At 60.3% G+C, this 26,833-nt stretch carries 24 protein-coding genes; 15 read left to right on the top strand and 9 right to left on the bottom strand.

From position 1 onward, the window contains the following. Window positions 1–88 precede the first annotated feature (88 nt). Window positions 89–784: a CPBP family glutamic-type intramembrane protease gene (locus ACQY72_RS12040; RefSeq protein ID WP_428153818.1), complete on the bottom strand. Its 696-nt coding sequence runs from the start codon at window positions 782–784 to the stop codon at window positions 89–91. A gap of 80 nt (window positions 785–864) precedes the next feature. Continuing rightward, a complete protein-coding gene (locus ACQY72_RS12045; protein WP_428153820.1) occupies window positions 865–1,944 on the bottom strand; it encodes a hypothetical protein in 1,080 nt (359 codons plus the stop codon). Window positions 1,945–2,184: 240 nt separating this feature from the next. Here ACQY72_RS12045 and ACQY72_RS12050 point away from each other — a divergent pair, with 240 nt between their 5' ends. Both ACQY72_RS12050 and ACQY72_RS12055 read left to right on the top strand, forming a co-directional pair. Beyond that, on the top strand, window positions 2,185–2,844 hold the full coding sequence (locus ACQY72_RS12050) for a hypothetical protein (protein WP_428153821.1): 660 nt from the start codon (window positions 2,185–2,187) through the stop codon (window positions 2,842–2,844). A 195-nt stretch (window positions 2,845–3,039) separates the two neighbouring features. Beyond that, window positions 3,040–3,774: a hypothetical protein gene (locus ACQY72_RS12055; RefSeq protein ID WP_428153823.1), complete on the top strand. Its 735-nt coding sequence runs from the start codon at window positions 3,040–3,042 to the stop codon at window positions 3,772–3,774. Window positions 3,775–4,585: 811 nt separating this feature from the next. On the opposite strand, the gene ACQY72_RS12060 is transcribed toward ACQY72_RS12055, so the two are convergent. After that, the gene (locus ACQY72_RS12060; RefSeq protein WP_428153825.1) at window positions 4,586–6,802 is read right to left on the bottom strand and encodes a hypothetical protein; all 2,217 of its coding nucleotides are present in this window, start codon (window positions 6,800–6,802) and stop codon (window positions 4,586–4,588) included. 251 nt (window positions 6,803–7,053) lie between these two features. Here ACQY72_RS12060 and ACQY72_RS12065 point away from each other — a divergent pair, with 251 nt between their 5' ends. The 5 genes from ACQY72_RS12065 (at window position 7,054) to ACQY72_RS12085 (ending at window position 12,800) form a co-directional block, all read left to right on the top strand. Further along, complete coding sequence (locus ACQY72_RS12065; protein ID WP_428153826.1) at window positions 7,054–7,416, top strand: hypothetical protein; 363 nt, start codon at window positions 7,054–7,056, stop codon at window positions 7,414–7,416. Then, window positions 7,416–11,621, top strand: coding sequence for an RHS repeat domain-containing protein (locus tag ACQY72_RS12070; RefSeq protein ID WP_428153828.1), 4,206 nt, complete (start codon window positions 7,416–7,418; stop codon window positions 11,619–11,621). The genes ACQY72_RS12065 and ACQY72_RS12070 overlap by 1 nt, the downstream gene beginning before the upstream one ends. Before the next feature lie 2 nt (window positions 11,622–11,623). Continuing rightward, window positions 11,624–11,890, top strand: a complete 267-nt coding sequence (locus ACQY72_RS12075) for a hypothetical protein (protein ID WP_428153830.1) — start codon at window positions 11,624–11,626, stop codon at window positions 11,888–11,890. Window positions 11,891–11,961: 71 nt separating this feature from the next. Beyond that, the gene (locus ACQY72_RS12080; RefSeq protein ID WP_428153831.1) at window positions 11,962–12,525 is read left to right on the top strand and encodes a polymorphic toxin-type HINT domain-containing protein; all 564 of its coding nucleotides are present in this window, start codon (window positions 11,962–11,964) and stop codon (window positions 12,523–12,525) included. Next, window positions 12,522–12,800, top strand: coding sequence for a hypothetical protein (locus ACQY72_RS12085; protein ID WP_428153833.1), 279 nt, complete (start codon window positions 12,522–12,524; stop codon window positions 12,798–12,800). The genes ACQY72_RS12080 and ACQY72_RS12085 overlap by 4 nt, the downstream gene beginning before the upstream one ends. A 14-nt stretch (window positions 12,801–12,814) precedes the next feature. On the opposite strand, the gene ACQY72_RS12090 is transcribed toward ACQY72_RS12085, so the two are convergent. Both ACQY72_RS12090 and ACQY72_RS12095 read right to left on the bottom strand, forming a co-directional pair. Further along, the gene (locus tag ACQY72_RS12090) at window positions 12,815–13,150 is read right to left on the bottom strand and encodes a hypothetical protein (protein WP_428153834.1); all 336 of its coding nucleotides are present in this window, start codon (window positions 13,148–13,150) and stop codon (window positions 12,815–12,817) included. 38 nt (window positions 13,151–13,188) lie between these two features. Next, window positions 13,189–13,623 (bottom strand): helix-turn-helix domain-containing protein, encoded by a 435-nt coding sequence (locus ACQY72_RS12095; protein ID WP_428153835.1) that lies wholly within the window; start codon window positions 13,621–13,623, stop codon window positions 13,189–13,191. A 40-nt stretch (window positions 13,624–13,663) separates the two neighbouring features. On the opposite strand from ACQY72_RS12095, the gene ACQY72_RS12100 reads away from it, so the two are divergent. The 3 genes from ACQY72_RS12100 to istB all read left to right on the top strand — a co-directional run bounded on the left by ACQY72_RS12100 (window position 13,664) and on the right by istB (window position 16,397). Continuing rightward, complete coding sequence (locus ACQY72_RS12100) at window positions 13,664–13,900, top strand: helix-turn-helix domain-containing protein (RefSeq protein WP_428153836.1); 237 nt, start codon at window positions 13,664–13,666, stop codon at window positions 13,898–13,900. A gap of 216 nt (window positions 13,901–14,116) precedes the next feature. After that, the gene (gene istA / locus ACQY72_RS12105; RefSeq protein ID WP_428153837.1) at window positions 14,117–15,655 is read left to right on the top strand and encodes an IS21 family transposase; all 1,539 of its coding nucleotides are present in this window, start codon (window positions 14,117–14,119) and stop codon (window positions 15,653–15,655) included. A gap of 31 nt (window positions 15,656–15,686) precedes the next feature. Beyond that, the gene (gene istB / locus ACQY72_RS12110; RefSeq protein WP_428156704.1) at window positions 15,687–16,397 is read left to right on the top strand and encodes an IS21-like element helper ATPase IstB; all 711 of its coding nucleotides are present in this window, start codon (window positions 15,687–15,689) and stop codon (window positions 16,395–16,397) included. On the opposite strand, the gene ACQY72_RS12115 is transcribed toward istB, so the two are convergent. From ACQY72_RS12115 to ACQY72_RS12130, 4 genes are all read right to left on the bottom strand, one after another. Further along, entirely contained in the window at window positions 16,378–17,019 is a 642-nt protein-coding gene (locus ACQY72_RS12115; RefSeq protein WP_428153838.1) for a TniQ family protein, read from the bottom strand. The genes istB and ACQY72_RS12115 overlap by 20 nt on opposite strands. Next, a complete protein-coding gene (locus ACQY72_RS12120; RefSeq protein ID WP_428153839.1) occupies window positions 17,016–18,080 on the bottom strand; it encodes a TniB family NTP-binding protein in 1,065 nt (354 codons plus the stop codon). Before ACQY72_RS12120 ends, ACQY72_RS12115 begins: the two co-directional genes overlap by 4 nt. Then, entirely contained in the window at window positions 18,077–19,630 is a 1,554-nt protein-coding gene (locus tag ACQY72_RS12125) for a Mu transposase C-terminal domain-containing protein (RefSeq protein ID WP_428153840.1), read from the bottom strand. Before ACQY72_RS12125 ends, ACQY72_RS12120 begins: the two co-directional genes overlap by 4 nt. 888 nt (window positions 19,631–20,518) lie before the next feature. Continuing rightward, the gene (locus tag ACQY72_RS12130) at window positions 20,519–20,938 is read right to left on the bottom strand and encodes a hypothetical protein (RefSeq protein ID WP_428153841.1); all 420 of its coding nucleotides are present in this window, start codon (window positions 20,936–20,938) and stop codon (window positions 20,519–20,521) included. A 283-nt stretch (window positions 20,939–21,221) separates the two neighbouring features. Here ACQY72_RS12130 and ACQY72_RS12135 point away from each other — a divergent pair, with 283 nt between their 5' ends. The 5 genes from ACQY72_RS12135 to ACQY72_RS12155 all read left to right on the top strand — a co-directional run bounded on the left by ACQY72_RS12135 (window position 21,222) and on the right by ACQY72_RS12155 (window position 26,750). Beyond that, window positions 21,222–21,506 carry a nucleotidyltransferase family protein gene (locus tag ACQY72_RS12135; protein ID WP_428156705.1) on the top strand — a complete coding sequence of 95 codons (285 nt, stop codon included), beginning with the start codon at window positions 21,222–21,224 and terminating at the stop codon, window positions 21,504–21,506. A 250-nt stretch (window positions 21,507–21,756) separates the two neighbouring features. Further along, complete coding sequence (locus ACQY72_RS12140) at window positions 21,757–21,972, top strand: DUF4287 domain-containing protein (RefSeq protein WP_428153843.1); 216 nt, start codon at window positions 21,757–21,759, stop codon at window positions 21,970–21,972. Window positions 21,973–22,250: 278 nt separating this feature from the next. Next, a complete protein-coding gene (locus ACQY72_RS12145; protein ID WP_428153845.1) occupies window positions 22,251–23,288 on the top strand; it encodes an AAA family ATPase in 1,038 nt (345 codons plus the stop codon). Then, window positions 23,242–25,749 (top strand): S8 family peptidase, encoded by a 2,508-nt coding sequence (locus ACQY72_RS12150; protein WP_428153847.1) that lies wholly within the window; start codon window positions 23,242–23,244, stop codon window positions 25,747–25,749. The genes ACQY72_RS12145 and ACQY72_RS12150 overlap by 47 nt, the downstream gene beginning before the upstream one ends. A gap of 101 nt (window positions 25,750–25,850) precedes the next feature. Next, window positions 25,851–26,750, top strand: coding sequence for a hypothetical protein (locus tag ACQY72_RS12155; RefSeq protein ID WP_428153848.1), 900 nt, complete (start codon window positions 25,851–25,853; stop codon window positions 26,748–26,750). The last annotated feature ends 83 nt before the right edge of the window (window positions 26,751–26,833 follow it).

Genomic DNA, 26,833 nt, shown 5'->3' on the forward strand with positions numbered 1-26,833 from the left:
GAAAAAACACTCGCACCGGTGGCGCGGAGGCAAATCGCGTCCGGGCCTGAAAACGAAAGCGGACAGCGCGCCCGCGAGTTCCGCACGCCTAGGTCGGCTCCGTGCCGATCGGCAGATGGCCGCCTATGAAGGACATCAGAAATAGCGACCAGTCATTGGCGATATGCGCCGTCGCCGAGACCCACAGATTGCGTGTGACCACATAGGCTAGCGTCAGCACGATGCGGGCAGTTCCGATGGTCGCCAGGCACTGCACCACATTCCAGTCATAGGTCGGCAGATGCAGTGCGGCGAAAAGCAATGTCGAAACAATGAAGGCGATGACGAGCGCGCTTCGCCTCGACAGACCAAATCTTGACACGCACAGCCACAGGACGGCGAGCAGCGGCAGTATGGTGATCAGTTCCTCGCCGATCAGCTGAATGAAGGTGCGCGCCAGGAACAGCACGAGATCCATTGAGCTGGCGGCGGCGAGATCGGCGACGGACGTATTCGGCGCCAGGTCCATAAATTGGGAAACGAAGAGACCGACGATCATAGAGCAGGCGATCGTCAATAGCGCGAAGCCTAGGCCCGCCAAGAAGCCCTTTGGCCGGAACGGACGAAACAGAGCCGGCGCGCGCCAGCCGGTCGCCGCCATCAGGGCCAGCAGCGGCAGGCCGGTAAAGACGAGAGCGGGAATGAAGTCCAGCGGGAAGGTTTTGAGCGGCAGCAGTTCCAGTTGAACAAACGCGGCGGCCAAGGCGACCATGATGACGAGCCAGCCTCGGCCGCTGATCTGCACGGGATCGCCCGCGTAGTAGGGAAAATCACGCGCTGGCGGGACGGGCCGTTTCGCCCGACGGCGTGTGTATGATGCAGCGCTCATTTCAGCCGTCCGCTTAAGGTTTCGGGCGCGTCGATGGTCCGCTCCCATTTGATGGATTTGATCTCCCAGGCGGAATCCATGGCCTTCAAGTCACGCAACAGGCCGGGCAGGTGACCTGCGCCATACGTCACATAAATCTTGTCTGCTGGGCTCCGAGCGATCCGCGCTGCGAGTTCGCGATTGCGATAGTCGATGACGACCTTGTTGATCGGATCGCTTTCGTCATCGTGCGCTGTGATCATGTTCAGCACGCCTCGGCAGGCCGTCCCTATGAGAACCTGCTGGCCAGGCGTCGTTCGATCCAGCCACGCCAATGCCTTGGCCATATTGGCGCCGGACGCCTCATCCTTCTTAACGTCAGCAGAGCGCGCATAGGCGGCGAACGCGGGATCCGTGCGAATGAGCCGCTCATATTCGCGCTTCATATCGCCTGTCGTGACGTCGGCGGCGACATGTCGCTCAGGGCGCGCCGCCTTGTCCGCATCCAGCAGGGTGAAGTAGTTCATCTGGAAATCCAGCCCGCAGGCCCTGCCCAGGGCGGTGTAGTTGGCGGACAAATCGCCGCCGCCGGCCAAGGTCTGGCTGAACCACGCTTCCGCGCTGGGATCAGGCACAACCCCTTCGTAGAAGATGACGTAGCCCTCGGTCAGGGCGCGTTCCAGGTCATAGACCACCCCTTTGTAGAAGCTCTCCGTCCCGATATGCATCATGCCCTGGAAGACGACGGTCTTCTTGCCGTTGGACAGCGTGGCTAGGGGCACGGTGACGGGGCGCAGGGTGGCGTTGAACGCCAGGAAATAGATCGGCGTCGCCGCCAGGATCGACAGCAGGGCGAAGGTCGCCAAGGCCGTCTTCAGCAGCGAGGCGCGCCACGATTGTCGCCGGTGTCGCGAAAACAGTCGCCGCAAACCCCAGGCGAGGGGAAGGGCCAGAACCGCCGCCAAGACTATCAAGCCCAGCACAGCCCACCAGCCGACATCGAACAGGATGGGCAGGCTCAGCAGCATGCCGATCAGGATCAGGAACCACAGGATCGCGAAAAGTCGGATCCGCCAGACCTCGGCCGTGTCTTTCATCCTGGTCTCCTGAACGCCGTAAGCCGATCTGTCTCAGTCAGGTCACGGCCCGTCGCAGGTGCATCTGCGGCTACCGTTCGGCGAACAGTTGCCCCCATCTTCGGATTTGCGTCAATCGCGTGAGACAGCGCGGCGGCGGCTGTCGGCGTCGTGATCTCTGGATTGTGCCCGCGCTCCGCCTCTGCGACTGTTCCAGCTCAAGGCCAGCCAACGGCGACCCGCGAGGCGATCATGGATTTCATGAAGCTCCTGAAGAGCTTCGAGGATTTTATCTTCGAAGCGGCCAGTTGGCTGATCTTCTATCCGCTGACGCTCGGCCGCATCATGCTGCATCCGCTGAAGGCGATGGAATATTCCGATCGTGAGCAGAGCGACGACAACGAGCATCGTTACGACGACTCGTTGAGCCCGCCGCTGTTGTTGATGGTGACGATTCTGCTGTCCAACCTGATCTCCACAGCGGTGCACATCGCGCCCCCGGACGCCACGACGTCGATGCTGAAGACGATCACCGCGACACAGCAGAACCTGACCCTGTTCCGCACCCTGCTGTTCAGCCTGATCCCGCTGATTGCGGCGTCCAGCGTCGTCCGGCGACAGGGCAAGAAGCTCAGTCGCCAGACACTGAGAGCGCCCTTTTATGCGCAGTGCTACCTGGCCGCCTTCTGCGCCGCCTTCGTCGCGGCCGGCGATGTCTTCCTGCGCCGTCCCGAACTCAATAACGCCATCGGCGCGACCATCATCTGCGGCGGTGTGCTGTGGTTTTTGGTCGTTCAGTCCGCCTGGTTCTCCGCCAAGCTCAATATCCCCAGACCCAAGGCCGCTCTTATCGCCGTCTGGGCGACCTTGCGGGCGCTGGTCTATATGCTCCTGGTCGTCATCCCGGTCGGATATATCTGAGTACGAGCGCGGCCATCGACACGCTCAGTTCGGAATAGGTGGAACACGCGTCCTAGGCCAAATTCAGCCTTAATCTTGCCTGGAACGGGAACCGGGGCTCGTGCAACGCGGTTTTCCATGCCAGTCTTAGTCACCGATTGATTGCATTTGCGGCAGCGACTGGGTTCGACGACAGCGCTGAATGGAGCAGCTACGATGTCCCACCTGATCAAGGCCGCACTGGTTTTCAGCCTCGCGGCGACTCCTGTTCTCGCCCAGACGCCATCGCGATTGAACGATCTGGTCGGCGCACGCGCAGGCCAGTCCGAGGCCGAGCTTCAGCGGCGCGGTTATCAAGCCACCGATCGCAGCGAGGTCGTGGGCGACGGGCGTTTGAGCTACTGGCGCCGGGGCGACGAGTGCGTGTCGATCATGACCCGTGACGGCCGCTACGAATCCATCAACCAGGCCGGACGTGATGAGTGTGGCGGGCGGTCGTCATCGTCCAACACAGGGGCGATCGTCGCCGGTGTAGCCCTCGTCGGCCTCGCCGCTGCTCTGGCTGCGCACAACAGCCATCACAACGACGCCGACGACAATCACGACCGTGAGTACCAGCGCGGTTATCAAGCCGCGCTCTACGGTTCCAGCTATGACGATCGCCACGAAAGCGAAGGCTATCATGAGGGCTACCTCGCAGGCGAACGTGAGGGCTCCAACCGTCGCCACGCCAGCAGCGGCTGGATGCGGGGCGTGCCCGCAGCGGCGCAGGACGCCTGCACCCAGCGGGCCGACCGACAGGCGGATCGGCCATCCGGCTCAAGTGTGGCAACCGGCATGCGAGAACTTGGCCCGAACCAGTATGAACTGACCATATCTGCAGGCTGGACGCGCTATTCTTGCCGCGTCAGCGGATCGGGGGAAGTGTTGTGGCTGGAACCCGCTAGGTGATCGCCAAAACGCGCCCAATGATCCGTCAGACGCGCTGCATTGACGCCGCCGCTCGCCGCAAAGACCGCGGTCGATTAGCCCTTATAAGTCGATCGCGATCATTGAAATAAGGCGTTTGGAATGAAGCTCAGCGCAATGAACGCAGTTTTCTCTTGCGTTGCCATAGCGGCATGTAGCCCATCGTCGCCTTCAGCAAGCACAACCAACGCTGCTGTTGGCTCTGAAACCTCGCAGTTGTCCCCGCAACAAGACGCCTACGTTGCGGGGACCACCTTCAACGCCGTTGCCGACATTCGTTGCTCTGGGCTCGGCGATTCGACCACGACCCAATGCCGCTCGGGTGTCATACGCCGACAAGACGGTAGCGCTGACGTCATCATCTTTGGAGACAGGGAGCAGCGTCTTCTTCACTTCGACGCCGATAATCGTGTCGTAGGGTCCATCCCTGCTGCCAGCACTCTTTCGAGCAGTGTAGATGCAAGCGGCTGGGTCATGGTCGAGCTCAATTCTGAACGCTACAGCTTTCCGGTGGAATTCCTAAAAGGGGACTGAGCCAATAAGCTTCAGTGATTGCGCCGCCAAGATCAGAGCGAGGTTATAGTTTTTGCGAACGGCTTGTGCGTCCGACTGGCGTCGAGTTGCTAACAAGCAACGACCGATGTCTGGAAACACACCAATGTGCGGTCTTGGCGCTGTTGTGACCTGATGCGTCTCGCTCGACTGAGCGTCCGCTATAGGGTTCGCCGCAGATCGCCGTTCAAATTCAAGAGAAGGCTGTTTGGTCGATCAGAAATTCTGAGTTGCTAAGCGGTTACGGGTTCTCGCAAAGATTAAACAATGAGCTTTGCTCAGACAGAACGCCCTCCGTCGTGGTCCAACGCCCGAGAAGGTCACCAATGTCGAAAGACTGACGGTCCCAGAGCGCATGCACCGGCCGTATGCCCGGCCAGACTGGACTAATCCCTAGACGGGCGAGGTTGCGTGATACGCTTCTGACCGAAAGGCCAAGCTCGGAAGCCAGCTTAGGTGTGAATGCGTAACGCCCTGCAAATTCCAACACGTCGGCCTCAACGACAGTCAGCACCTTGTCAGTGGTTGACCGACTCAGTGAGCTGATGTGTCCCGCATCGACTGCCGCACGGATGCCGGAAGAGTTCGTGCCCAAAATGCCTGCCGCGACATGGACGTAAATCGACCCTTCAACGAGGCGCGGACTGCCTGTAGGGCGCGAGGGCAGTAGAGTTGCTCCGTCTATGCTTGAGGGGGTTGAGGGCCGGCCACAGGGCATCAAATACTGCGAGCTGAAGTCCAAATCTGAGATATCAGCCCTGCGCCAGCAGGATTGCACGCGGACATTATTTTCTAGTTCTAAGATCGGTCGCAGACCGCTTGCGCGCAGGCGTCGCGTAACCGCAATGGTGTTCAGTCCATGCGTGGCGGCGATCTCAGTGCTGGAGACGTATGTTCTCCGAAATGCCTGCGCGGATGTTCGCAAAACTCCCCGCAGATGACCCGCCGTGGTGAATGCTTTAGCTTGCAGATAGCCGTTCAGGGTGAGGTGCCGAAGGGTCTCACTGTCGATGTTGGTCAGGCTCTTAAGCTCAGTCAGGGAAATATTGCCTTTCGGCACTGTTCGTCCATCTCGGAGCTTGAGCTTTTTCATACTGCTTCGCTTGGGTTTGACGCATACCGTCCCCGACGCCGTGACCCATTGCGTTTCGAAGCTTATCCCTTCGACCGAGTTTCGTGACCAAAGCGCTGCAATCTTCGCCTGAGGATCGGCATTCAAAATGGGCTCAATACCCAGCTGTTTCAGACGTTTCGTGATCGAAGCAGGGCCGACGCCTATGGGGCGCGCGAGATCCGCAGACGTGACCAACTCTTGTGCCCAGCGATCCACCGAGTTTCTCGAAACAGCGATGAGGCGTCTATTGTGACCCCAGTTTGCGCAAGTTTGCTGTTGCAGTATCAGCGCCGTCAAAGTCCGATGACCTACGCGAAGGCGCTGTGTCGCCTGTTTGGCCGACACCATTTCACTGCGCCCGAGGCCGCTTGGTCCGCGAAGTGTTTCAACTTCTTCGAGGTCCACGAATAAATTGGCAAAAGACTCCAGCCCGGATGGGCCGAACCATGCCCCTAAGCGACCTGCCCCAATGTCGGCGACCAAGTTGGCAAAACGGTGCCGCCGAACTTCAGTGATTTGAATATGACCCGCCGCATTTGATCGGGGGGGACCTGCGAGCTCGGAACAAAACTGACGAAGTGCTTTGGGACTGAAGCGCTTTGTTTGGCTGATCATCTCAGCCGGCGAAACGAAGCCCGCCCGCTCCAATTGGCGAAATCGACACAGGGATAACCCTAGGGCACGAGCGGCTTCGGATGGATTTAGTAGCGATGCAAAATGGCGTCGAAGAGCTTCGACGCCCTCAGCACGAATGACGCGGTATATCCGAGTGCCAGAGGATCTTTGATCAGCGATAAGCCGCCCAGACTCTACAAAATCCCAGATTTTTAGTGTTCGAACACCAAGAGTTCTGGCCGCGTCTGATGCAGCGACAAACCGAACGACTTTCGGTCCTGTGCAGAAATAGCTCTGTCGACGAAGAAGGTATCCTTGCCAATGTAGCGAGAAGTAGCTTCTCACATCTTCAATTACGAATGGGTGCTGATCCGCAAAAGCATATTTCAGCCGTGTCAGCTCTTGCCCAAAATCACGATGAAGTCCGATGCGGCCCTTCTGAGCCTGAAAGCGACGATGTGCCCATTGCTCGAAACTCTGTGACCAGTTCGTGATGAATGGGGCGCCGCTCGAAAGCACCTCTACCGCCTCATGCACACTGGCGGACAACCGACCCATATTTCCGCGGTGACGCGCATCTGCATATTGGGAGCATCCAAAATACCAGGCTATGGAAACCATGCTCGATAAGCTCTGGATCCCATCCGCCGGTTCATTGTCTTGGGCATTCGCCAAACGAGCAGAGAGCTCCACCTGCACAGCGCCATTGAACTGGATGTCTTCAGCCAAGAGAACTGGATGTCTTCGGCCATCACACTGGAGACTGGCTTTCTAGCCATTGCCGGTGATCGGGCGACAGAGCTATCCAAATCGAGCGCCGTCGCCCGATCATGACGCAGACTCGATGTTTCCTTTAGCTTGTCAGCCAAGGACGCCGTCGCAGATACGTTGGGCATCGCACTCCTACATTGATGTTAAATCACCCTTGACGTGCGCGCGCCGATCTCCGAACGCTGTTCTACTGAGTGGAGGGGAAGGTCATGCGACTATCGGTTTGTTTGGGGGTAGTCGCCGTGGCGACCGTGGCTGCGAGCGGAGCAGCCGCTCAGGAAACGCAAACCTATGGCTACGACGTTCATGGCCGACTGATCGAGGTGGGACGATCTACTGGTGGCGCCAATCAAAGCACTGCCTATCAGTTCGACGGCGCTGACAATCGCGTTCAGAGAAACACCACCTCCGCATCGGCTCGCTCTGCGCTCCAACCATCCCGGACCCGCGAAGCCGCACCCGCCACTGGTTCAGCGGCACAAACCGTCTCCGGCGAAGACGACGTCAGCAGCCAGCGCGCCGAAACTTCCGACACCTCCGAACGCTCCACGCCTTTGCGTGGTGATCGCTGATGCACGTCACCCTCAAAGCCGCCCTGCTGGTCAGCAGCGCTCTGATCGCCACCCCTGCGCTGAGCCAGATCGCCGAGCCGCCGCCTCCTAGCCGTTACAGTCTGGATGCCCGCGGCATCGACCTCGCCACGGGACGGCCCGTCGTTTGGTCCACCGATGTCGCGATCGGCCCGGCGGGAACGGCCGGACTGACCTACCAGACGAACTGGGTGCCGCTGTCGGGCTGGGAAGACAATGCGCGCGCCACGATCACCGAGTATGGAACGGCCGTCGCAGTCAACATCGGGGGCGCCTCGGTTCGGTTCAACCGCTCGGGCCTGACCTACAGCCCCGTGGAGGCCAATGGTCAGACGCTGGCGCGCGCCAATGGCGGCATCTACCTCGACTATACTGATCGTGCGGGGACGGTTTATCGCTTCACGGCCCCTCCCGCCTATACCTTCGGCCCCGAATGGAACGTGGTCGGCGTCCTGCGCTCGGTGACGCAGCCGTCGGGGCAATCGACTCAGTACCATTACAATTTCATCCAGGTTCAGGACCCGCCCCTCGAAGACCCCGAAGGGCCTTGGACGGTGACCAACCAGCAGCGTCTTCAGGGGGTGACCAACAATCACGGCTATGCACTGAAGTTCGAATACGCAGCTGACGAGGCGGAGGACTCCTCGGGTCTGGATGCCTGGTTGAAGATTACCAAGGCCACCGGCTTCAACATGGCGGTCGACGCCTGCGACGCGCTCGCCTTCCACTGCAACTTCACCCAGGCTTGGCCCAGCGCGACCTATGCCGAGACACTGTCTCAAGCGGGCTATCTCTCGACACGGACGGTGACGGACTCTCTCGGTCGCACGACGACCTATCGCTATGACGCCAACGCACCGTCGATCCTGATCGGCGTTCGGTTGCCAGGCAGCGCCGCCGACAATGTCGCATTCGCAGGCGGCTATCGGGTTCAGTCGGTCACGATGGCGGGATCGACTTGGACCTACGGCTACACCGATATGGGCGGTGAGCGCGTGACGCAGGTCACCGACCCTCTCAATCAATCGTCCTATGCACGCACCACCATCGCCAATGGCCGGTTGCTGATCGCTCAGAACGCTCTGAACCAACGCACGGAGTTCACATACGACGCTCAAGGCCGGCTCAAGCGATCTACGGCGCCCGAGGGCAACTTCGTCGAATACGCCTATGACGGTCGTGGCAATGTTCTACAGACCAAGGCGGTCGCGAAAGACGGATCCAACCAACCGGATCTCACGATCTCTGCGACCTATGACGCAACCTGCGCCAATGTCCGGACTTGCAATCAGCCGCTGACCACGACGGATGCACTCGGCAGTGTGACCGACTACACCTATGACCCGGCCCATGGTGGTGTGCTGTCGGTGACGCCGCCCGCGCCGACGACCGGCGCTGCGCGACCGCAAACGCGGATCGCCTATGCGGCGCAGACGGCCTGGTACAAGAACGGTGCCGGAAACGTCGTTGCAGCTCCCAGCCCAATCGTGCTGCCAGTCTCGATCTCGGCCTGCGCGACCGGGACGGCGGCGGCTTGCGTGGATACTGCGGACGAGGTGCGTACGACACTCAGTTACGGCGTCGGCGGTGTCGCCAACAATCTGCTGCCGATGTCTGTCGCCGAAGGCTCGGGCGCGGACCCGTCCATGACAGTAACGACGCTCACCTATGCTGCGAGCGGCGACACGCGGTCGGTGGACGGCCCACTGACGGGAGCGGAGGATACGACCACCTATCGCTATGACGTCCAGCGCCAGCCCGTCGGCGTCATCGGTCCTGACCCGGACGGAGGCGGGCCTTTGCTCCGGCGTGCGGTCCGTTACAGCTATGACGCCGCCGGTCGTGCAAGTCTGATCGAACAAGGCACGGTCAACGGCCTGACCGATCCCGACTGGACCGCCTTCTCCAGCCTGCAGCAGGTGTCCGTCACGCGAGACGCCTACGGCCGTCCGACGCACGAGCGGTTCGAAGCGGGGGGTACGACCTTCAGCCTGGTGCAGACCAGTTACGACGCCGCCAGCCGATCTGACTGTGTGGCGACGCGGATGAATCCCGCGGCGTTCAGCAGCCTGCCGGGATCGGCCTGTGAACTGGGTGCGCAAGGCGCCTACGGGCCGGACCGGACCATCCGATATGGTTATGACGTCGCCGATCAACTCATCTCGACGACCAGCGGGTTCGGCGCCGGTTCGGCGATCACGGAAAGCGCGACCTACACGGCGAACGGCCTGCCGCAGACGCTGACGGACGGGGCGGGCAATGTCTCGACCATGGTCTACGACGGCTTCGACCGACTGTTGCAAATGCGCTACCCCAACGCTTCGGGCGGCGGGTCGTCGACGACGGACTATGAAGAGTACGGGTACGACGCCAACTCCAACGCCACTAGCTTCCGCAACCGGGCGGGAGAGGTCGTCAACACCCAGTTCGACGCGCTCGGACGCCCTACCGCCGTGACTGGGGCGGTCGCTTCTATTGGCGGCCTCTACAACTACGATAATCTGAGCCGTATGGTCAGCGCGAGCGCGCATGGTGGTGGAACATGGACGACAGGCTACGACGCGCTGTCTAGAGTGGTGAGCCAAGGGTCGGTCTTGGGTACAGCAAACTACGGTTATGATCTGGCGAGTCGACGGACCTCGATCCAGTGGCCGGACGGTTTCTGGGTCGCCTACGACTACAACCTCGCCAACGACTTGACGTCGATCCGCGAGAATGGCGCAACGAACTGGCAGCTGGCCAACTGGTCCTACGACAATCTCGGGCGCAAAATCTGGCAGGGCAGCGCAAACGGCGCGGTAACGACCTGGGGCTATGACGGCGCGAGCCGCCTGACCAGTCTGAGCCATAACTTGGCGGGCACGTCGAATGATCTGACGCTGGGCTTCACCTACAATCCGGCCGGCCAGATCCTCACCCGGACCATGTCGAACCCGGCCTATACCTATACGCCGGGAACAGGGAATACGGCCTATGCCAACAACGGCAAAAACCACGTCACCAGCGTCAATGGCGCAGGCGTAAGTTACGACGGTCGTCAGAACATCACGTCGGTCCCTGGCGTTGGATCCTACGGCTACAACCAAGTCAGTCAGCTGACATCGGCCAACGGCGCAGCGCTGTTTTATGATCCGCTTGACCGTATGTCGCGCAGCATCGGTTCGGCTGAAGACGTCATGTTCTTCTATGATGGCCAGCAGGCGATCGCTGAATATAACGGTTCGGGCAGTCTAATGCGGCGCTATGTGCCAGGGCTGGGTCTGGATGATGTGGTCACGGCCTACGAGGGGGCAGGCTATGATCGCCGCTGGTTGATCCAGGACGAGCGACGCTCAGTGGTTTCGATCACCGACGGCGCGGCTAATGCGCTCACGACCAACACCTACGACGAATACGGCCAGCCGGGCTCGGGCAACGGCGGCCGGTTCCAGTACACCGGCCAGATGTGGATGCCGCAGGCGCAACTCTATCACTACCGCACCAGGGCCTACGCCCCCACGCTCGGGCGGTTCATGCAGACCGATCCCATCGGGTATCAGGCGGGGGCGAACCTGTATGGATATGTCGGCGGCGATCCGGTGAACTTCACCGATCCAATGGGGTTGGCGTCCTTCAGCATCATCTGCGTCTCCAATCCCGAATACAACGACGGAAGCACAGGGGGATGGACTTCCGTCCCTGCGGAGGTTTGCGAAAGATCCCCTCTCAGGGATCGCCTCACGGCGGGTGATGTCTCCTCATGGGGGCTTGGCGGCCCGAGCGCCTTCGGTCGAGGCGGTCTCTACAGCGGACTGCCCGGCGGCGGGGAAGAGTTCGACCGAGGGCCGGTCTTCAACGACCCTCAGTTCCAGCCTTACCAAGAGCGTCGGCTCGCCGCGTTGGAAGCCAATCAGGCTCCAGTCTGGATCATCATGGCGGTATTTGCCGCTCCCGCAGCTATAGAAGCTGGTGCTTTTGCTAGCGGAAGCGGGTTGTGGGACGCCGCCGTAGCTGCTCGCCAGGGTATTGTTGCATTTGAAGGGCCTGCTGCCGGCTACACGCGCTATGGCGTGGGGCGGATGGGGCAAATGCGGTTTGGAACTAACCGATTGATTTTCCGTATCGATGCAAAAAAACCTATAACTCACTTAAATGTTCAAGGACGATTAGGCGGTAAAGACTTTAACTTCCACTTCCCTGGATGGTAATTATGGAAAATTCAATCAAGTTAATAATTCTTGATATGTTAAGAGAAGAATCTAAGCCAAATCCAGACTGGAAAAGTATTCAAGCATTAGCCGACAAAGCTATTGCAGAAATAGATCGCAATGAAATAAAATTAAACGGATTGTTTTATCAATTTCTAGATGATGTTGATATTAGAAATAAAGATCAGAAATATGGACATGATCAAAGAGAGCGTATTACGCGTGAATTTGAGCTGGCCAAAATAAGCCTTGATAGGCAAAATCGGTAAGGGGACCTTTCCAGCAGTCGCGTTTCAAGTGCGTGTCGACGCGACGGGTGATCTGAATCTTAAGATCTGTCGTGGCGCCAATCGCCAGCAGCGAGCGCGAGATATGGGAAGCAACGGTCGAGGCGACCGATGCTCAAGGTCGCGTGCAGCGCGAGCCGATCGGCACGACGGATGAACACCCCTGGCGCACGGCGGCCGGCCCCTGGCTGAAGACGAAGGACTTAACGCCGGGAACGGAACTGGTCAGCGCGGATGGCGACCACGCCGTCGTGATCTCCGTCCTTAAGACCGACCGGGTCGAACCTACCTACAACTTCGAGGTCGAGGGCTTCCACACCTACTTCGTTGGCGAGAGCGGCGTGTGGGTGCACAATGCTTGCCCTGTGCCTCAGCTTGCAGGCCATGTGCTAGAAGGAATGGCGCAGCGAGGAGTGACGCGAGGTATGGTCAATGCTGCTATCGCCAGAGGGCAGAGATACTTTGATCCAAAGAACGGCTCAGTTGTTCATGTCTTGGTTGGCGCTATGCATGGAGGTCGAGATTTGGGAGTCGCAGTCGGGGCCGTCAGTGGTCGAGTTTCAACAGTGATGGTGAACCATGGCGTAGTGCGTGGTCGGATGGTTCCGTTACAATGAGCATTGAAATTAAGAATCTAGTCGAAATGCTTTCTAAGCTGTCATCGATGGATAGTATTTCTCAATCAGATGTTGGGAATTTTCAGGATGCTGTTGATGCCTTTTTCAAGAGCGGGCATGATCTAGAAATCCTCGAAAAGATGTTAGATTTATCGGTGGACATGAACTATTTTATCCCAGATGAATCCGCGCTTGCATCAGAGCCAAGTCTGTTTGGGTTGGTGGAGCTTAAGCGTAGGGTCAACGAGGTGTTGAGCTTATATGCTGGGAAGTGACCGACCCGACTAGTTTAGTGCTGATGTCGCTCTATAATTTCGGCAGCACTAGACTTTAAACGCCACGCTTTTTCGGCATTCATAATCAGCAGTGGCGTATTGAGCGCCCAAATGGCGCTGATCACTGGCTCAGCGATGCAGCCGTAGCCGATCGCGACTGCAACTGACCACCCACTGAGCATCAAGAAACACCGCATCGCTTTGGTCTGATCTTGCATCGTGTGAATGGCGCCGGCCGCCGCGAGGGCTCTGGCGCGTCGCAAGCCTTGGCGTTCCTGTAGACTCTGAACCGCCTTGACGATGCTGAGGCGCGCGACGACCGATATCGCCCACTGCGGTCGATACCCCATCAGATCGTAGGGTCCTTGTTGGTCGGGCCCGTCCCGCATCACGCCGCCAACCTCACCAATGCCCCGACCGCCTTGGCGTCAGCCTCGCCCCCTTGGCGCAAATGTTCGACCACGGCCTCATACAGCGCCCGCCGCTTGGCGCCGGGCAGGTTCATGCCGGTATGTGCCAGCGTCTGCTCCACCGCATCCACGGCGATCCGCCAAAGGTCGGCTTCCATGCCCTTGTGACGCACGGTCGGCCCCAAACCTTCGCCTCGATAGAGCCAGATCGGATCCAGATCATACCGTTCGAAAATGGTGAAATAGATCTGGCCCGGCAGGTCGCGCAGGCCCTGCTCGTAGTTGCGATAGGCGCGCAGCGACAAGTTGAGGCTCTCTGCCATTTCGGCCTGGCTGAGTCTCAGATGCTCGCGCAGTTCCAGCAATCTGGCTGCGATCTGGAGGCGTTCGGGGGGCTTGCGGAATCTTCCCATGTGACGCACGGTATCTCAAACGTGCTTGCCAGGGAAGGCCATGATCGACGACCGCAATCATCAATGGGTGCGCACCGCCTTGAAGAAGCGCGGCCTCTCCATGACCGACATCGCCCGCAGCCTGGCTGTCACCCCGACCACGGTCTGCATGGTCAGTCGCGGGTCGGGCCGATCACGTCGGATCGAACAGGCCATCGGCGACGCCATCGGCTTCCGTCCGGCTGAGATCTGGCCGGATCGCTATCAAACCGTGGAGATGTCTATGCCTCCGACCTGATCCCGACACCTCGATCCGGCCGGAAAGGGAAAAGGCCTGCGCTCGGCAAAGCACAGGCCCTTTCGGAAGATTGAAGTCGTTGAACGCGACCCATTCAATCTCCCCGAAAATCGCATCGCCGTCAAGGAACTTGCCGCCCGTCAACGGCGACGAGCGCAGCTCTTCGCGCCTGATCTGGCCCCCTTCGCTGTTCATTAATCCTTCGGGGAGACCCTCATGTTCGACATCCGGGCCCTGGTGCGCCTCATGCTCACCACGGCGCATTCTAACCATCAGATCGGCCGCCTGACGGGCCGGTCGGCCACCACGGTGGCGCGTTATCGTCAAATCATTCTCGACCACGACTTCGATGCGGCACGGCTGGACCAATCCACCGACGCCGACCTTGTCCGGCTGTTCCGCGCCGGCCAATCCACCCAGGCGTCCAACAAGGTTCAGCCCGACTGGCACGGCGTCGCGCTGAAGGTGAAGGCGGGACATCACCTCGTCGATTTGCATGGTCTGTATGAGGCCGAGGTCGGGACGGACAGAGCTATGTCCTATCGTGCCTTTTGTCGCGGACATCACGCCCACGCCGCCGTCAGCCACCCGATCATGATCCAGCGCCACCATCCCGGCGGTGCGATGATGACCGACTACGCCGGTTATCGTCCAAAGGGCGATGACGGGACGGGCGGGGAGGCTGTGTTCGAACTGTTCGTCGCCGTGCTGCCGGCGTCGGACTACACGTTCGCCTGCGTCGTGCGCTCGCAGAAGACCGCCGACTGGCTGGAGGCCAATGAGCGCGCGCTTCGCTTCTTCGGCGGCGTGCCGGAAACCATCGTCTCCGACAATCTTAAGGCGGCGGTGTCGCGCCCGAAAGGCCGCGCCGGTCCAGCGGTGATCAATCCGGCGTTCGAGGCCTTCTGCGACCACCATGGAACTCTGGCAAAGCCCGCCGCCGTCTACAGCCCAACGCACAAGGCCAAGGTCGAGATCGGGGTCAAGCTAGTCCAACGGCTGCTGCGCCTGGCGTTGAACGATCGACCACGACTACGATTGGGGGCCATGAACGGGTTGCTCGCCGAGCTGGTCGAACGGCTGAACCACAAGCCGCTCCGGCGCGCTAAGGGCGAGACCCGGTTTAGCCTTTACGAGACGCTCGATCTCCCGGCGTTGCGACCATTGCGTCAGGATGCGTTTGCCTTCCACGAGGTGCGGCGAGACCTGATGCTTGGGTCGGACTACCATCTCGTCCACGACCAATGCCGCTACTCGGCGCCTCACACCCTGATCGGCCGAAAGCTCGACCTGCGCGCCAACACGCACGCTGTCGAGATTTGGCACGACGGCCGGGCCGTGGCGCTCCACGCGCGGCTGTTCCAACCAGGCGGCCTATCCACCGATCCCGCCCACATGCCACCCACCCATCTGGCGCGGAGGGCGGAGGTTGAGGAAGACTTCCTACTCTGGTCGCGGCTTCAGGGGGCGGGCGTTCAGGCCGTCGCCCAGGCCGAGGCGGATCGGCCCTTCTACGGCGCCGCCAAGGCCGGGCTCTATCGCGCATTTCGAGAGTTACATCGGCGTGTCGGAGCACGGCGGCTTGAGGCGGCCTGCGACCGTGCGGTTCGCAGCGGCCGGCCGCGCATGGATCACGTTCGCAACATCCTCAATCGCGGGTTGGAGTTCACCGATCCGGCCGACTTCGTGACCCCCGACATCATTGCCGAAACCAACGAGAACGTCCGCGGCGCGGACTATTTTACCGGAGCCTGATTGCATGACCACGACCCAAATCATCGACCGTATGCGCGACCTCGGTCTGGACGGCATGGCCGGCGCCGTCGAGCATCACGCCGCTTCGACCGCCTACGCTGATCTGCCGTTCAACGACCGTCTGATGCATCTTCTCCACGCCGAGGGCGCCTGGCGCGACGAACGCCGGCTGAAACGCATCCTGAAGATGGCGCGACTGAAAATCCCCGCCGCCGTGGAGGACATCGACTACAGACCGTCACGGGGGCTTGATCGCAGTCAGGTTGCCGAGCTCATGACCTGCGCCTGGGTGTCCGCACATGAGCATCTGATCCTGACCGGCGCCACGGGCACCGGAAAAACTCATCTAGCCTGCGCCTTCGGCGGCCAGGCCGCACGTCATGGCCTCATGGTGCGATACGCCCGCACCAATCAACTGCTGGAAGACCTCGCCATCGCGCATCAAGACGGCACAGTCGTCAAGGCGCGCACCGCCTTGGCGCGATTCGACCTGCTCATCCTTGACGACTTCGGTCTGGCGCCGATGACCGAACGCGGAAAACAGGATCTGCTCGACATCATCGACGCGCGCACCCGGACCTCATCCATTCTGCTGGCCGGACAACTGCCGTTTAAGGAATGGCACGCCTACATCGACAATCCGATGGTCGCCGATGCAATCCTCGACCGGGTCGCCAACACATCGCACCGGATCCAGCTCAGCGGGGAGTCTATGCGGAGGCTCACAGCGTCGCGGAAGTAGTCAGGCGATGGAGGTTCCGCCAGACATCCAGCGTCTGGTGCGGAACCTCCAGTTCGTCTGGCCGGCGGCATCCAGCGCCGTTGACCGGAGACATCCAGTTTGGTGGCTGCGTGTACTCCACCAACCATTCGGGCGCGCGACCGCCACGCTCGAACACGTGGCCACAATCGCACCGATCTAGCTTTCGCCTCTGCCATTGGATGGGACGCGCGCACGCTTTGCAGCGGTCGATAAGAAGGAGCTGATGGCGGTGACATGCGGCGAAAGCCCGAAGGTGCCAGAGGCGGTCAAGATACCCTCTTTCTTTCACGCATTCGGGGCATACTCTTGCTCCGTCTGTTACAAGGTGACGGCGGCTCAGCGAGGATCCATTAAACCTCGAACCTTCGTATCCGCCTTCGGGCGCAAACGACGCTCTCCTCAGAACTTCCGGATCCGATCCGCTCAAGCTGGCGAGCTGGAGGAAGCCTGAACTCCGGTGTTCGTAGCCAATCGGCAGGCCGGTCAAATTGGTCAATAAGGACGGCCGGACGCCGTTCGCGTGGCTAAGGCGTATCAAGTAGCCAGGGAGGCTCTCGTCCTCTTGGATATCGCCCGTGATGAAAAGGCGGGCCATAGTCATTTGATCAGCTGACTGATGACCGCCTGATTTCTGCGCTTCTTCGATACCGGCCTTCGTCCGCTAGACGTTTTAGCGCGGCTTTTAGCCATTCGAATTTCGTAGTCGTCCTCCAAGGGTGGAGGAGGGGACGCGATGAAATCGAGAGCGAAGGGGTTCTGCATCCCATTTGCCTCAAGGCGAAATGCTCCCTCTGCCGCCATCTCAAGAAGACCAAAATCTAAGGTCTGCTTGCCATGGCGCTTCATCAGGCGAGCGCTCTTTAATAGGAGTTTCTTCACCCCATCTACCAAGCCTCGAGACAAATAGAAGAAGCGGAATGCGACTTCCTCGTCTTCCACATCGAACTCGAACGTTATCGGCGTCAGATCTCGAAACGTTGCGAGTAACGTAATGAAGTTGTCTTGACCCGAGAGATCGGGAGACCCATCCTTTCTGTACCAACGGTACGGTTCGAGCCGAATTTCGGCATCCCATCTCCGCTCGATCTGGCGATCAGCCTCAAAAAGATGGCGCAAACTTCCTAGGCCTAGAAGAACGAAAGCGACGGAGTTCGTTTCGTGACGCGACTTAATCCAATCGATAAGCTTGTCAGACACGACTGTGCCGGAGCGCTCCACGGCCCTTTGTGCTTCATCAATCAGGATCGCTTTAGTCTGACTAGCAGCAATGTACCGGTCGACCCGATCCCCAAGGGTATACTCGTCCCCTCGGTTCCACAGCTGGTCGCCGTATGCCTTCAAAATCTCCCGCGCTAGCGCCTTGACCGTCGGTGATGAGGGCATCCTAACGACAAGGACGCGGTGTCTGTCGGCGATCATGCAAACCCCGCCCAGCAGCTGGACTTTCGCCCCGCCTCGCTCTGGGGGATACTCCATCTGGATGCGATCTTTGAGGGTGGATTTACCTACCCCCGATGGACCGCTCACATGGATACAGGGCGCCGTTCTAGTTTGTGGCAAATCGATTAAGTCTCGAACTTCCTCCCTGACTTCAGAAAACTTGGGGTGGTTGATGAAGATGGCGTCGATCCGCGAGTAGGCTTCATCGAGATCAATCGTCATGGCTCCACTCCCGACATTGAGTGATCGCCGTCGAATGTGCGCCGTACCCGCTTACGGGGCGGCCCGGCCGGAACGTCCTGAATCCTATGAGTACTGCCAGGCTGGGTGTCGTTAGCTCGACCACCTAATGGGTTGAGCGGCTCGCCGGCGAAAGGACCGCTGAGGGAACTAAGCTCCCCGTCATGATTGAGGTTGTTGAATATATGCTGGGTTCCGATGCCCAACGCTCGAGCTATGAGGCTGTTGGAACGGATGCTCAGGGCTGTCGGCAGGGATTCTGCAATCAGCTCATGCAGACGCTCGTGGGCTCTACAAAGGTTTGCCGCTGAGACTTCGCCAAACAGTTCTCTAGCGTTCTTCTGATTCAGCTGGTGTCGATGCAGGCTGAGCTTCTCGGCATAAGGGAGAAGCGTTGCCTCAGCTCGAACCCATCCGCTGTTGGTATTCGGCAGGCGAGCATGGATCACCGCCAAATTTGACGGATCGACTTTCACCTCTACCGTCAGCTTGTCACCGTGCCGACGACGAAGGGTCTGCAGTTCTGCCGAGTGGTAGCGGAGATTTGCGAAGCGAACGCCACGATGATCAAGGCGACCCATCCGCTTGATGCCAAATAGGAGATCTAGATCCTGAGAGCGTGGCAGAAACGAAGGAGCGTGATCTCGCGTGCCCTCCTCCCAGAGCATCGCTGGAGACTGCATGAATAGCCCTTGAGGCTCTTGCATGAACACATCCACAAGCCACGCATGAAGGATATAGAGGAAGTGCCTGAGTCCGATGCAGCCGTGAATCGTCGGATCATATTCATGCATGTCCTTGGCCAGGACGAAGCCGGGCAGTTCCCGTAGAAGAGTCTTGTTCAGCACCTCGAACATCCCTTCTACGCGGGCCTTGAACCAAGGAGTGCGAGGACGTGTGTAGCTGATGCTCATATCCAGATCGAAAGCTAGCTGCTCGATCGTTCCGCCCCATTGTGCCAAGCCGTTGTCGAACACGACATGCCTGGGCACGCCGGCAGGAGCATAGCGGTTCACGATGGTGGGATATTCTCGCGCTACGTAGGCCTTGGGCAGACAGCAGTGCCTTAGCGCGCTGGCGATCGTAAGGTCGCTAGGGTTTTCGAAGCCTACATAAATCCCAACAGGCGCAGTCGAATAGACGTCAATATACCAAGTCAGCCACGGGCGGCCTAAGGGCACGCCTAGTTTCTCGTCGAATAAAAACATCGGCACGCGTGTTTCGTCGTACTCGGTCAAATCAAGACACGCTCGCGGTCTCGATACACCTTTCCCGCCTCTGAAAAGCCGAGCAGCCTCAACCTTGCCGTTTATAACGATTGCACGATCATCCGCGGGAAGGTCGTTCCAAATACGATTGAACGTTGACGCGGACGGAATTGCTATGGCCGCTCCGCTCTGACCTAAAGCTCTATGTCGTGTGTTCTCGTCGTTTATGATCTTCGCGGCTTTGGCGCGCATGTTCTTGAGAGTGGTGACGGGAGCGAGACCAACTTTTCTGTCCTGCTTCGCCGTAATGATCGCCTCTAGCATCACTTGTTTGCAGATCGTGCCGCCGGAAACCCAGCGTGACTGCGGCCCTTGATTACCCCCTATTAGCCCAACCGCACCTTGGCCCTGAGCGGCAGCTCTCCATCGGTAGAAAGAGGCGACGGATACGGGGGCGGATCGACCGAGTGTGATGCTTACCTCGGCCAGTAATGCTGCTAGCGCCGGCGGGGTCAGCTCCTGACCACGTCTTGCCTCCACGGCCTCGACAACGGCTAGTCTTTCGCGAGCCTTCCGGCGCCTCTTATCAGGCAAGTCTGCGAAGGATACGGTCCTCTCGCCGTCACCACTCCCGCCTATTGCGACTAAGGTCAAATGACCCGCTTCGTAGGCGGACGTCATGTCGTCCCATGACCAGTTCGCGAGAAGCCCTGTCTCAACGTCAACGGCTTGCCACCCACCTGATGGCAACTTTGCCGCTAGGCGATGACGGCGACCATCAAAATCGAACAGCGCGTCACGGACAAAGCTGGCTAGCCTCACTGGTTCTGCCTCCGCGCCTCTGACAAGCGGAGAATCGATTGCTCAGAGAGTGGAGCCTCCAAGTTTGTGCTGAGCCACCCATCCACCAATCCGCGATAAAGGCCGGCCATTTCTACGCTGGGCAGAAGCGAGACGACGTCCCCTAACGAGAGCGGTCTTCTGCGAAGTATCCCGGTGATACAGTCCCTGTGATTTGCGCTTACCGGTTCAAACCGTCTGAAACGAAGGAGCTCAGAGACGTTATCAGCTAGTGGCCGGCGAAGAATGTGCCGCTCAGTTAGCACCTCATAGCGAAAACCCAGTGCGGCGACGCTTAAGCCAATAGACGGCCATCTTATCTCATTCTTTTCCGCGCGAGCATCAGCCTCCCATTTTATCTCGACAAAAGACCTATAGTTCGACGTCTCGTAGTATAAATCTGGCGTGTGTGCGGATTGTTTCGTTTTTATCAATGTACTGAAATAAAATAGGCTGCTCGCAATAGCGGATGATGTTGCCATCAACCTCGCAGCGCTCGAAGGCGCGCTGCTCCAGATGCGACCTGGCCCGCACGGTCCGTTGGAGTTTCTTACTAGGGAGTTTGGCCTGCCAGCCACGAGATGCACTTCTGCTTCGACGAATTGGGAACGTTTGATCGACGTCAGGCAAAACATCGTCAAAAAGGTTCGGGTGGCGGATAATCCTTGATGGAGGAGGTTGATTGCTTGGTGGCAGCCACATTCTATCAATGGGCGGCAATTGATATGGCGTATTTGATACTTGAGGGGCAAAGATAGTTTCGCAATGACCAAAAATGGATGTGCCATCCATACGCGTACTCCCAGCGGGGTGCCGTTACGAACAACGAAGCTGAACTGATGCCTAAGTCGTAGTTCTTCTTCTATGTCTATACGGAACAGATGGGGTGCGATTCTGCTGTGCCGTCAACAGGGAGGTCTTTGTGTCGCGATCCGAGAAATATAGTCAATTGGCTATAATGAGTAATATTAAATTTCGATCTAACCCATTCTTCGGGTTTGCAATATGGCTGGGAATGATGGGTGAGCATTTCGAGCCAATCGTGTATGTATAGGTTATGCTGCACGCTCACGTTATGGAAACCCTTAGAGGCCTTGGGCCATCTTTACGTGGACAAGGCATCGCTCATCTCTATTTGTTCGGTTCAGTCGCACGCGGTGATGCGACCGGCGATTCAGACGTGGACATCGCGTTCGACGTTCAGCCCCAAGTCGAGTTGAAATTCTCGCTGATCGACCAATCCCGAATTCACCGACAGATTACCGCCGCACTGAACACACGGGTCGATTTCGTGGAGCGGGCCCAACTACGTGACAGGATCGCCAGGAGCGCGGCCGAGGATATGATACAAGTCTTCTGACGTTGAGAGGTCGCGGACGCAGCGCAAGTAGATGGTCTGGGCTCCGATCTCTAGTTACTCCGACCAGGCGTTTGAGGGCGTTGTCAGCTAGCGAAAGTTAGACGTTCGTTGAGCGCTGGTCGTTTGCAGCGTAGGCTCGGTTTTCGATCGGAGGTTGAGGCGATGAAGGCAGCATCAGGCGGGGTCGCAGACAAGACGTTCGTGCTAGCCTTCCCTCAGGACGACAGACGCCCCATCTCGGAGAGATTACATGAGCGACGCCGCACCGAAGGGGCCCGCTTCCTACTTTCCCTCTATCGAGAAGAAGTATGGCGAGCCCATCGCTCACTGGCAGCAGATTATCCAGGCCGGTTACCCCGCCAAGCATATGGAGCTCGTCACGCTTCTCAAGAACGAGCACGGCCTCGGTCACGGCCACGCCAACGCCCTAGTGGCGCACACTTTAGCGAGCGACGGCCTGAAGTAGCGGCAACCAGATATGCGGCCAGTGCCGGCTACGGCCTCACGTGAGAAAAGCGCCAGGAGCGGACCTAAGCGGGCATCCAAGATCCGGACGTTAGTCGGGCGATCTGACCTCAGCTTTCGACCCGGCGCGGCGCAGCTCAACGCTAATTGCTGATGAAGTTGCGAGGCCGACCTCTGACCAAAGCCATCGAGTCGCCCTTACAGGCTCGTCGCCACGCCCGGGTCATGTTAATCTGATCTGAAGGTCCTGCTTCGCACCCTTTCGCAGGATTTAAGGTCATGGCCAGAAGCGATCTTCTCGTATCTCTTGTGAAAGCCGGCGCGGCCGGAGACCGGTCGATGCTCGCCTCGACCGTGGAAGCCCTTGTGGCTGAAGAGAAATCCCGCAGCCATCACACGCTTGCAGACCGGCTGCAGCGGGCGATGCAGTCCGTCCCCGTGACCAACTCCACCGAGTTGCGGCGATCCCAAACCGGCGGGCGCGACTTCGTCATCGAATCGTCGCCCGAAGTGACGTTCGACGATCTCATTCTTCCTCTTCCCGCAGACCGTCTCGCCCGCCAGCTCGTCGAAGAGCAACATCGAGCTGATCTGCTCCGCACCCAAGGCCTCCAGCCCCGTCATCGGGTGCTGCTGTCCGGCCCGCCCGGCAACGGCAAGACCTCGCTCGCGGAGGCGGTCGCGCAGGCCCTTGCCCTGCCCTTGCTGACGGTCCGCTACGATGCCTTGGTCGGCGCCTACCTCGGCGAGACGAACGCCCGTCTGGCCAAGCTGTTCGAGTATGCCCGCGCGACGCCTTGCGTCCTGTTCTTTGACGAATTCGACGCCGTCGGGAAAGAGCGGGGAGACGTACACGAGACGGGCGAGATCAAGCGCGTTGTGTCGTTCCTGCTGATGCAGCTCGACCAGTTGCCGAGCTATGTCGTGACCATGGCGGCGACCAATCATGCCGAACTGCTTGATCGCGCCGTATGGCGGCGTTTCCAGCTTCGTCTGGATATGCCGGCGCCGGACGCAAGCCGCCGCAGTGTCCTCGTCTCGCGGTTTCTGGACGCCTGGCCCGAAGATGCGGGGCTGAGCGCATCCCGCATCGCCGATCGTCTAGGCGAAGTCAGCTTCGCCGAAGTATTTGAGTTCTGCCAAAACGTGCGCCGGCGCCATATTCTCGCTCAGGGTAGTGAGTCGCTGAAACGCGTCGTTGCTTCAGAACTTGAACTTTGGGCGTCCCGGGTGACGCCGAGGACCAATGCTGACACCGTCGCCATACCCGATGTTACGCCTCGACCCGCCGCAAGGCGGCGCAAGGCAGCCCCGTAACGCCAACTTCCCCCCGCCGCGACGCTACACAGCCGCCGAGCAGGCGGAGCGCGGGCCGGGTCGAACGCTACAGCGCCTTGCGGACGCCCTGTCCGAGGGACGCGATCCGCTCGCTCTCAGGCTGGACGCCACGGGCCTGGCGCCGGAACGGCTTCTGGTCTTCGAGCTGACCAGCGACATCCAGAATTTTGCCCGGGCAGCGGCCCGAATTCCCGGGCTTGAGTTTCTGGGATCTGATGAGATCCAGGGCGACGACGCTGACGCCTCGCCATCGGTGTATCTAATGATCCCCGATGCCGCGGCCCTGAGGCAGCTGGTGTCGATGTGGAGCCGCTTCAGAAACGGCGTCGCGCTCCCCGAGGGCTTCGCACCCTGGCGTAATCTGTTCGCACAGCTGCGCGACATCCGGGTATGGGGGCCGCAGGACAGGATTTCGCCGGAAGATCTCGAGGTTCTAGCTCAGGAGAGGGTCAACGCCGACGGCTTTGTCCGCGTCGAACTGGAGCTGGTGTTTCGCCCCGCTGGCGGCGCGACGGAGGCCGAAGCGTCCGCCGCCATCCGCCAGTCCGGCGGCGTCATCGTCTCGCGCAGCCGGATTGACGGGGCGAAATACCACGCCCTTCTCGCGGACGTGCCGCCTGCGGAGATCGCGCGTGTGCTGGCGCGCGGTCAGGAGGGGCTGGTCGCCTCCGAAGCCGTCATGCACATTCGGCCCCAGAGTGCGGTCCACATTACCGCCTTCGAAGACGTGACGTCTCTGGTCGCCGCAGGGGCCCCGCTGGGCGCGCTCGGAGATCCAGTTGTCGCCCTGTTCGACGCAGTGCCGTTGTCGGGTCACCCAAGGCTGGCCGGTCGTCTTTCGGTGGATGACCCCTTTGATCTGGAGCCCCTTGCAGTCGGACGCCGCGTGCATGGCACGGCCATGGCCTCGGCGGCGCTGCACGGCGATCTCAACGGGCCGGCCAGTGAAAGCCTGTCGCGCCGCATCCAGTTCGTGAACATCATGTTCGCACCGCAGAACGTTGGCGAGGCCGAGCGCTTCCCCGACAGACTGCCGGCCGACCTGTTCGAGATCGCTGTCGCGCGCATGAAGACCGGTCCCGACGCCACGGCCCCTCATGTCTTGGTGATCAACGCCTCGGTCGGCGACCGGAACAAGCCCTTCACCGGACGGATATCCGGGTGGGCGCGGGTCGTCGACTATCTGGCACAGAAGTACGGCCTGCTGTTCATCATCAGTGCCGGCAATCATTTGGACGATCTCGCGACGCCGGATTTGGACCATATGGCCTTCGAAGACTTGGACGGTCCCGCCAAGGCCCGATCGGCGCTCCGGGCCAGCGCCGCGAGCCTCGCTCATCGTCGGGTGCTGGCGCCCGCCGAGTCCGTCAACGCCTTGACCGTAGGGGCCCTGCACGCCGATGGTTTTGCGCTAGGGCCTCTGCCCGCCTCGACCTTTGATGTATGGCAAGAGACGGGGCTTTGCACGGTCTCAAGCGGCCTAGGTCCGGGATACGGAAACAGCGTCAAGCCGGACGTCCTGGTGTCCGGCGGCCGTCATCACGTTCGCCTGCTGCCGGCCGGGCCGGGCCATCTGCTGCGTCCCATCGGCCAGGGTTCGGAGCTGATGGGCGGCATCGTCGTCGCTGCTCCGCCCGGCCCTGCGGCCGTGAACCTTGATCGGGTCAGCCGCACGGTCGGCACCAGCGTCGCCGCCGCAACCCTCACTGGCATTGCGGCCCGAGCTCACGAACTCCTGGAGGCGGCCTACGACGACTTCCTGGCCATCCCCGGCCCGCAGCGCGCTGCGCTTCTCAAGGCTGTTCTGGTTCACTGCGCCCGCTGGACACCGGCACGCGACCTGATCCGCGAGATCCTCGGACCTGCCGACAATCGACAGCATGTTCGCCAGAAGGACAATATTCGTCGCTATCTCGGCTATGGTGCCGTGGATGCAGCCGCAGTCCTGGCATGCGCGGAAGACCGCGCCACGCTCTGGTCGGTCGGGCAGCTGCAGCGCGAAGCCGCTCACACCTTCTCGATTCCGCTGCCGGTGGCGATGTCGGGCCTTCCGCGACCGCATGAGATCACTGCGACGGTCGCCTGGTTCACGCCGCCTCGGGTCGGTGCCGCGGCCTATCGCGGCGTCCGTCTCAAACTGCTCGAACCCGCCACGGGAAAAGAGACTTTCGCGGTCGCTTCGGCCCGAGATCAGCCCGACGCCAACCAGGCCCATGGCGGCACGGTCATCCATCGTCGCTGGACCGGCGACCGCGCCGCCGCCCTCGGCGCCACCGCGACCTTCGATCTGACTGTGCAACGCCAGCTGGATGAGATCGACGACCCCGTGGTCTATGCCCTCGTCACAACCGTCACTATGCCCGGGGTCGCGGAGGTCTATGCCCAGGTCCGGGACCGGACGCAGATTCGTCCCCGCGCCCAGGTTCCTGTGCGCCCATGAGGTCGCAGAAGGCTAGGTCCGCGGAAGACCAGGCGAAATGGGAAGCTGATGTCGTAAGGGGGTTCAGGCTCTTGGCCGCCTCCAGAAAGGCGCAGGTCGCTGTGATCGACGACATCACCTTCGATCTGAGCTCCGACCTCGACCCTGAGGTCTGGCAGCCGCTTCACCCCCTTGGCCTTCACAGGGCCGCGTCCGCGCCGCTCGGGCCGGAACTTGTCTTCCCTTGGACCCCGGCCATCGCGCGCCGGCTGCTGGAAAAGGATGGACCGATTATCGAGGTCCTGGCCGGGTCCACCATATCGATCCGGCAGATCACCGAAAGGCCGATCGAGACCGCGCGCGGAGATCTGGAGCACCCGCAGAACCGCGATCGTCGTCTCGCCTTCCTGAAGGTGACCACGCCGTCGGGAACCGAGCAGCCTGTGAAGCGACCGCTCGCCTATCTGCCGACCGGCGCCATAGGCCATTTCATCGAGGTTCAGGACTACGGGTCAGCCTATCAGGGCATGCTGTCGCGGCTCGGCGGCCCTCTTGAGGTCGAGGATGTCGAGGATTTGGTGGACCAGCCTCCCGAGACCTGGCCTCGGTTCCCGGCGCACCTTCCCAGGTCGCTCGCCCTGGCGATGGTGGCCCTGGCCAATCGGGACGATCTGGACGGCCACGCGATGGCGGCGTTCGGCTATATGATCGGTCGCGCCGAGGCCGAGCAGCATCTCCTCCTGCCGGCCGAGCGGGGTGTGAAATCCGTCAAGAACGCCTCGGGCGCTAGTGCCGCCAAGGCGGCGAAGGATCGCGAGAAGGCCCAGCCGGTTCTCGACGCCGCCGCCAAAATCTTGGCTCGTCGCACTTCCGTGTCGTTAACGGCCTGTGCGAAGCTGGTCGCCGAAGAGACCGGCAAGGATCAAGGCTGGGTGGCCCGTAAAATCAGGGTTCTGTTCATCAAGGACGACAACGGCCGGACCTACCGGCCCCGCCGTCCGGCCGATTCCCGGTCGGACTGAGCGACGGTCCGTCCCGACCTATCCCCGCTCCATCCCGACGCGCCCGCGCTCGGTTCTGCCGACGGCGGTCTTGCCAGCGTACG

The organism is Brevundimonas sp., assembly GCF_965279155.1.
Taxonomy (GTDB): domain Bacteria; phylum Pseudomonadota; class Alphaproteobacteria; order Caulobacterales; family Caulobacteraceae; genus Brevundimonas.

What these genes read in the sequence shown, in the direction of transcription:
- ACQY72_RS12045 (WP_428153820.1), bottom strand. Translation starts at nt 1,944, where the DNA reads ATGAAAGACACGGCCGAGGTCTGGCGGATCCGACTTTTCGCGATCCTG.
- ACQY72_RS12050 (WP_428153821.1), top strand. Translation starts at nt 2,185, where the DNA reads ATGAAGCTCCTGAAGAGCTTCGAGGATTTTATCTTCGAAGCGGCCAGT.
- ACQY72_RS12055 (WP_428153823.1), top strand. Translation starts at nt 3,040, where the DNA reads ATGTCCCACCTGATCAAGGCCGCACTGGTTTTCAGCCTCGCGGCGACT.
- ACQY72_RS12065 (WP_428153826.1), top strand. Translation starts at nt 7,054, where the DNA reads ATGCGACTATCGGTTTGTTTGGGGGTAGTCGCCGTGGCGACCGTGGCT.
- ACQY72_RS12070 (WP_428153828.1), top strand. Translation starts at nt 7,416, where the DNA reads ATGCACGTCACCCTCAAAGCCGCCCTGCTGGTCAGCAGCGCTCTGATC.
- ACQY72_RS12075 (WP_428153830.1), top strand. Translation starts at nt 11,624, where the DNA reads ATGGAAAATTCAATCAAGTTAATAATTCTTGATATGTTAAGAGAAGAA.
- ACQY72_RS12085 (WP_428153833.1), top strand. Translation starts at nt 12,522, where the DNA reads ATGAGCATTGAAATTAAGAATCTAGTCGAAATGCTTTCTAAGCTGTCA.
- ACQY72_RS12090 (WP_428153834.1), bottom strand. Translation starts at nt 13,150, where the DNA reads ATGGGGTATCGACCGCAGTGGGCGATATCGGTCGTCGCGCGCCTCAGC.
- ACQY72_RS12095 (WP_428153835.1), bottom strand. Translation starts at nt 13,623, where the DNA reads ATGGGAAGATTCCGCAAGCCCCCCGAACGCCTCCAGATCGCAGCCAGA.
- ACQY72_RS12100 (WP_428153836.1), top strand. Translation starts at nt 13,664, where the DNA reads ATGATCGACGACCGCAATCATCAATGGGTGCGCACCGCCTTGAAGAAG.
- istA (WP_428153837.1), top strand. Translation starts at nt 14,117, where the DNA reads ATGTTCGACATCCGGGCCCTGGTGCGCCTCATGCTCACCACGGCGCAT.
- istB (WP_428156704.1), top strand. Translation starts at nt 15,687, where the DNA reads ATGCGCGACCTCGGTCTGGACGGCATGGCCGGCGCCGTCGAGCATCAC.
- ACQY72_RS12115 (WP_428153838.1), bottom strand. Translation starts at nt 17,019, where the DNA reads ATGACTATGGCCCGCCTTTTCATCACGGGCGATATCCAAGAGGACGAG.
- ACQY72_RS12120 (WP_428153839.1), bottom strand. Translation starts at nt 18,080, where the DNA reads ATGACGATTGATCTCGATGAAGCCTACTCGCGGATCGACGCCATCTTC.
- ACQY72_RS12125 (WP_428153840.1), bottom strand. Translation starts at nt 19,630, where the DNA reads ATGCTAGAGGCGATCATTACGGCGAAGCAGGACAGAAAAGTTGGTCTC.
- ACQY72_RS12130 (WP_428153841.1), bottom strand. Translation starts at nt 20,938, where the DNA reads ATGGATGGCACATCCATTTTTGGTCATTGCGAAACTATCTTTGCCCCT.
- ACQY72_RS12135 (WP_428156705.1), top strand. Translation starts at nt 21,222, where the DNA reads ATGGAAACCCTTAGAGGCCTTGGGCCATCTTTACGTGGACAAGGCATC.
- ACQY72_RS12140 (WP_428153843.1), top strand. Translation starts at nt 21,757, where the DNA reads ATGAGCGACGCCGCACCGAAGGGGCCCGCTTCCTACTTTCCCTCTATC.
- ACQY72_RS12145 (WP_428153845.1), top strand. Translation starts at nt 22,251, where the DNA reads ATGGCCAGAAGCGATCTTCTCGTATCTCTTGTGAAAGCCGGCGCGGCC.
- ACQY72_RS12150 (WP_428153847.1), top strand. Translation starts at nt 23,242, where the DNA reads ATGTTACGCCTCGACCCGCCGCAAGGCGGCGCAAGGCAGCCCCGTAAC.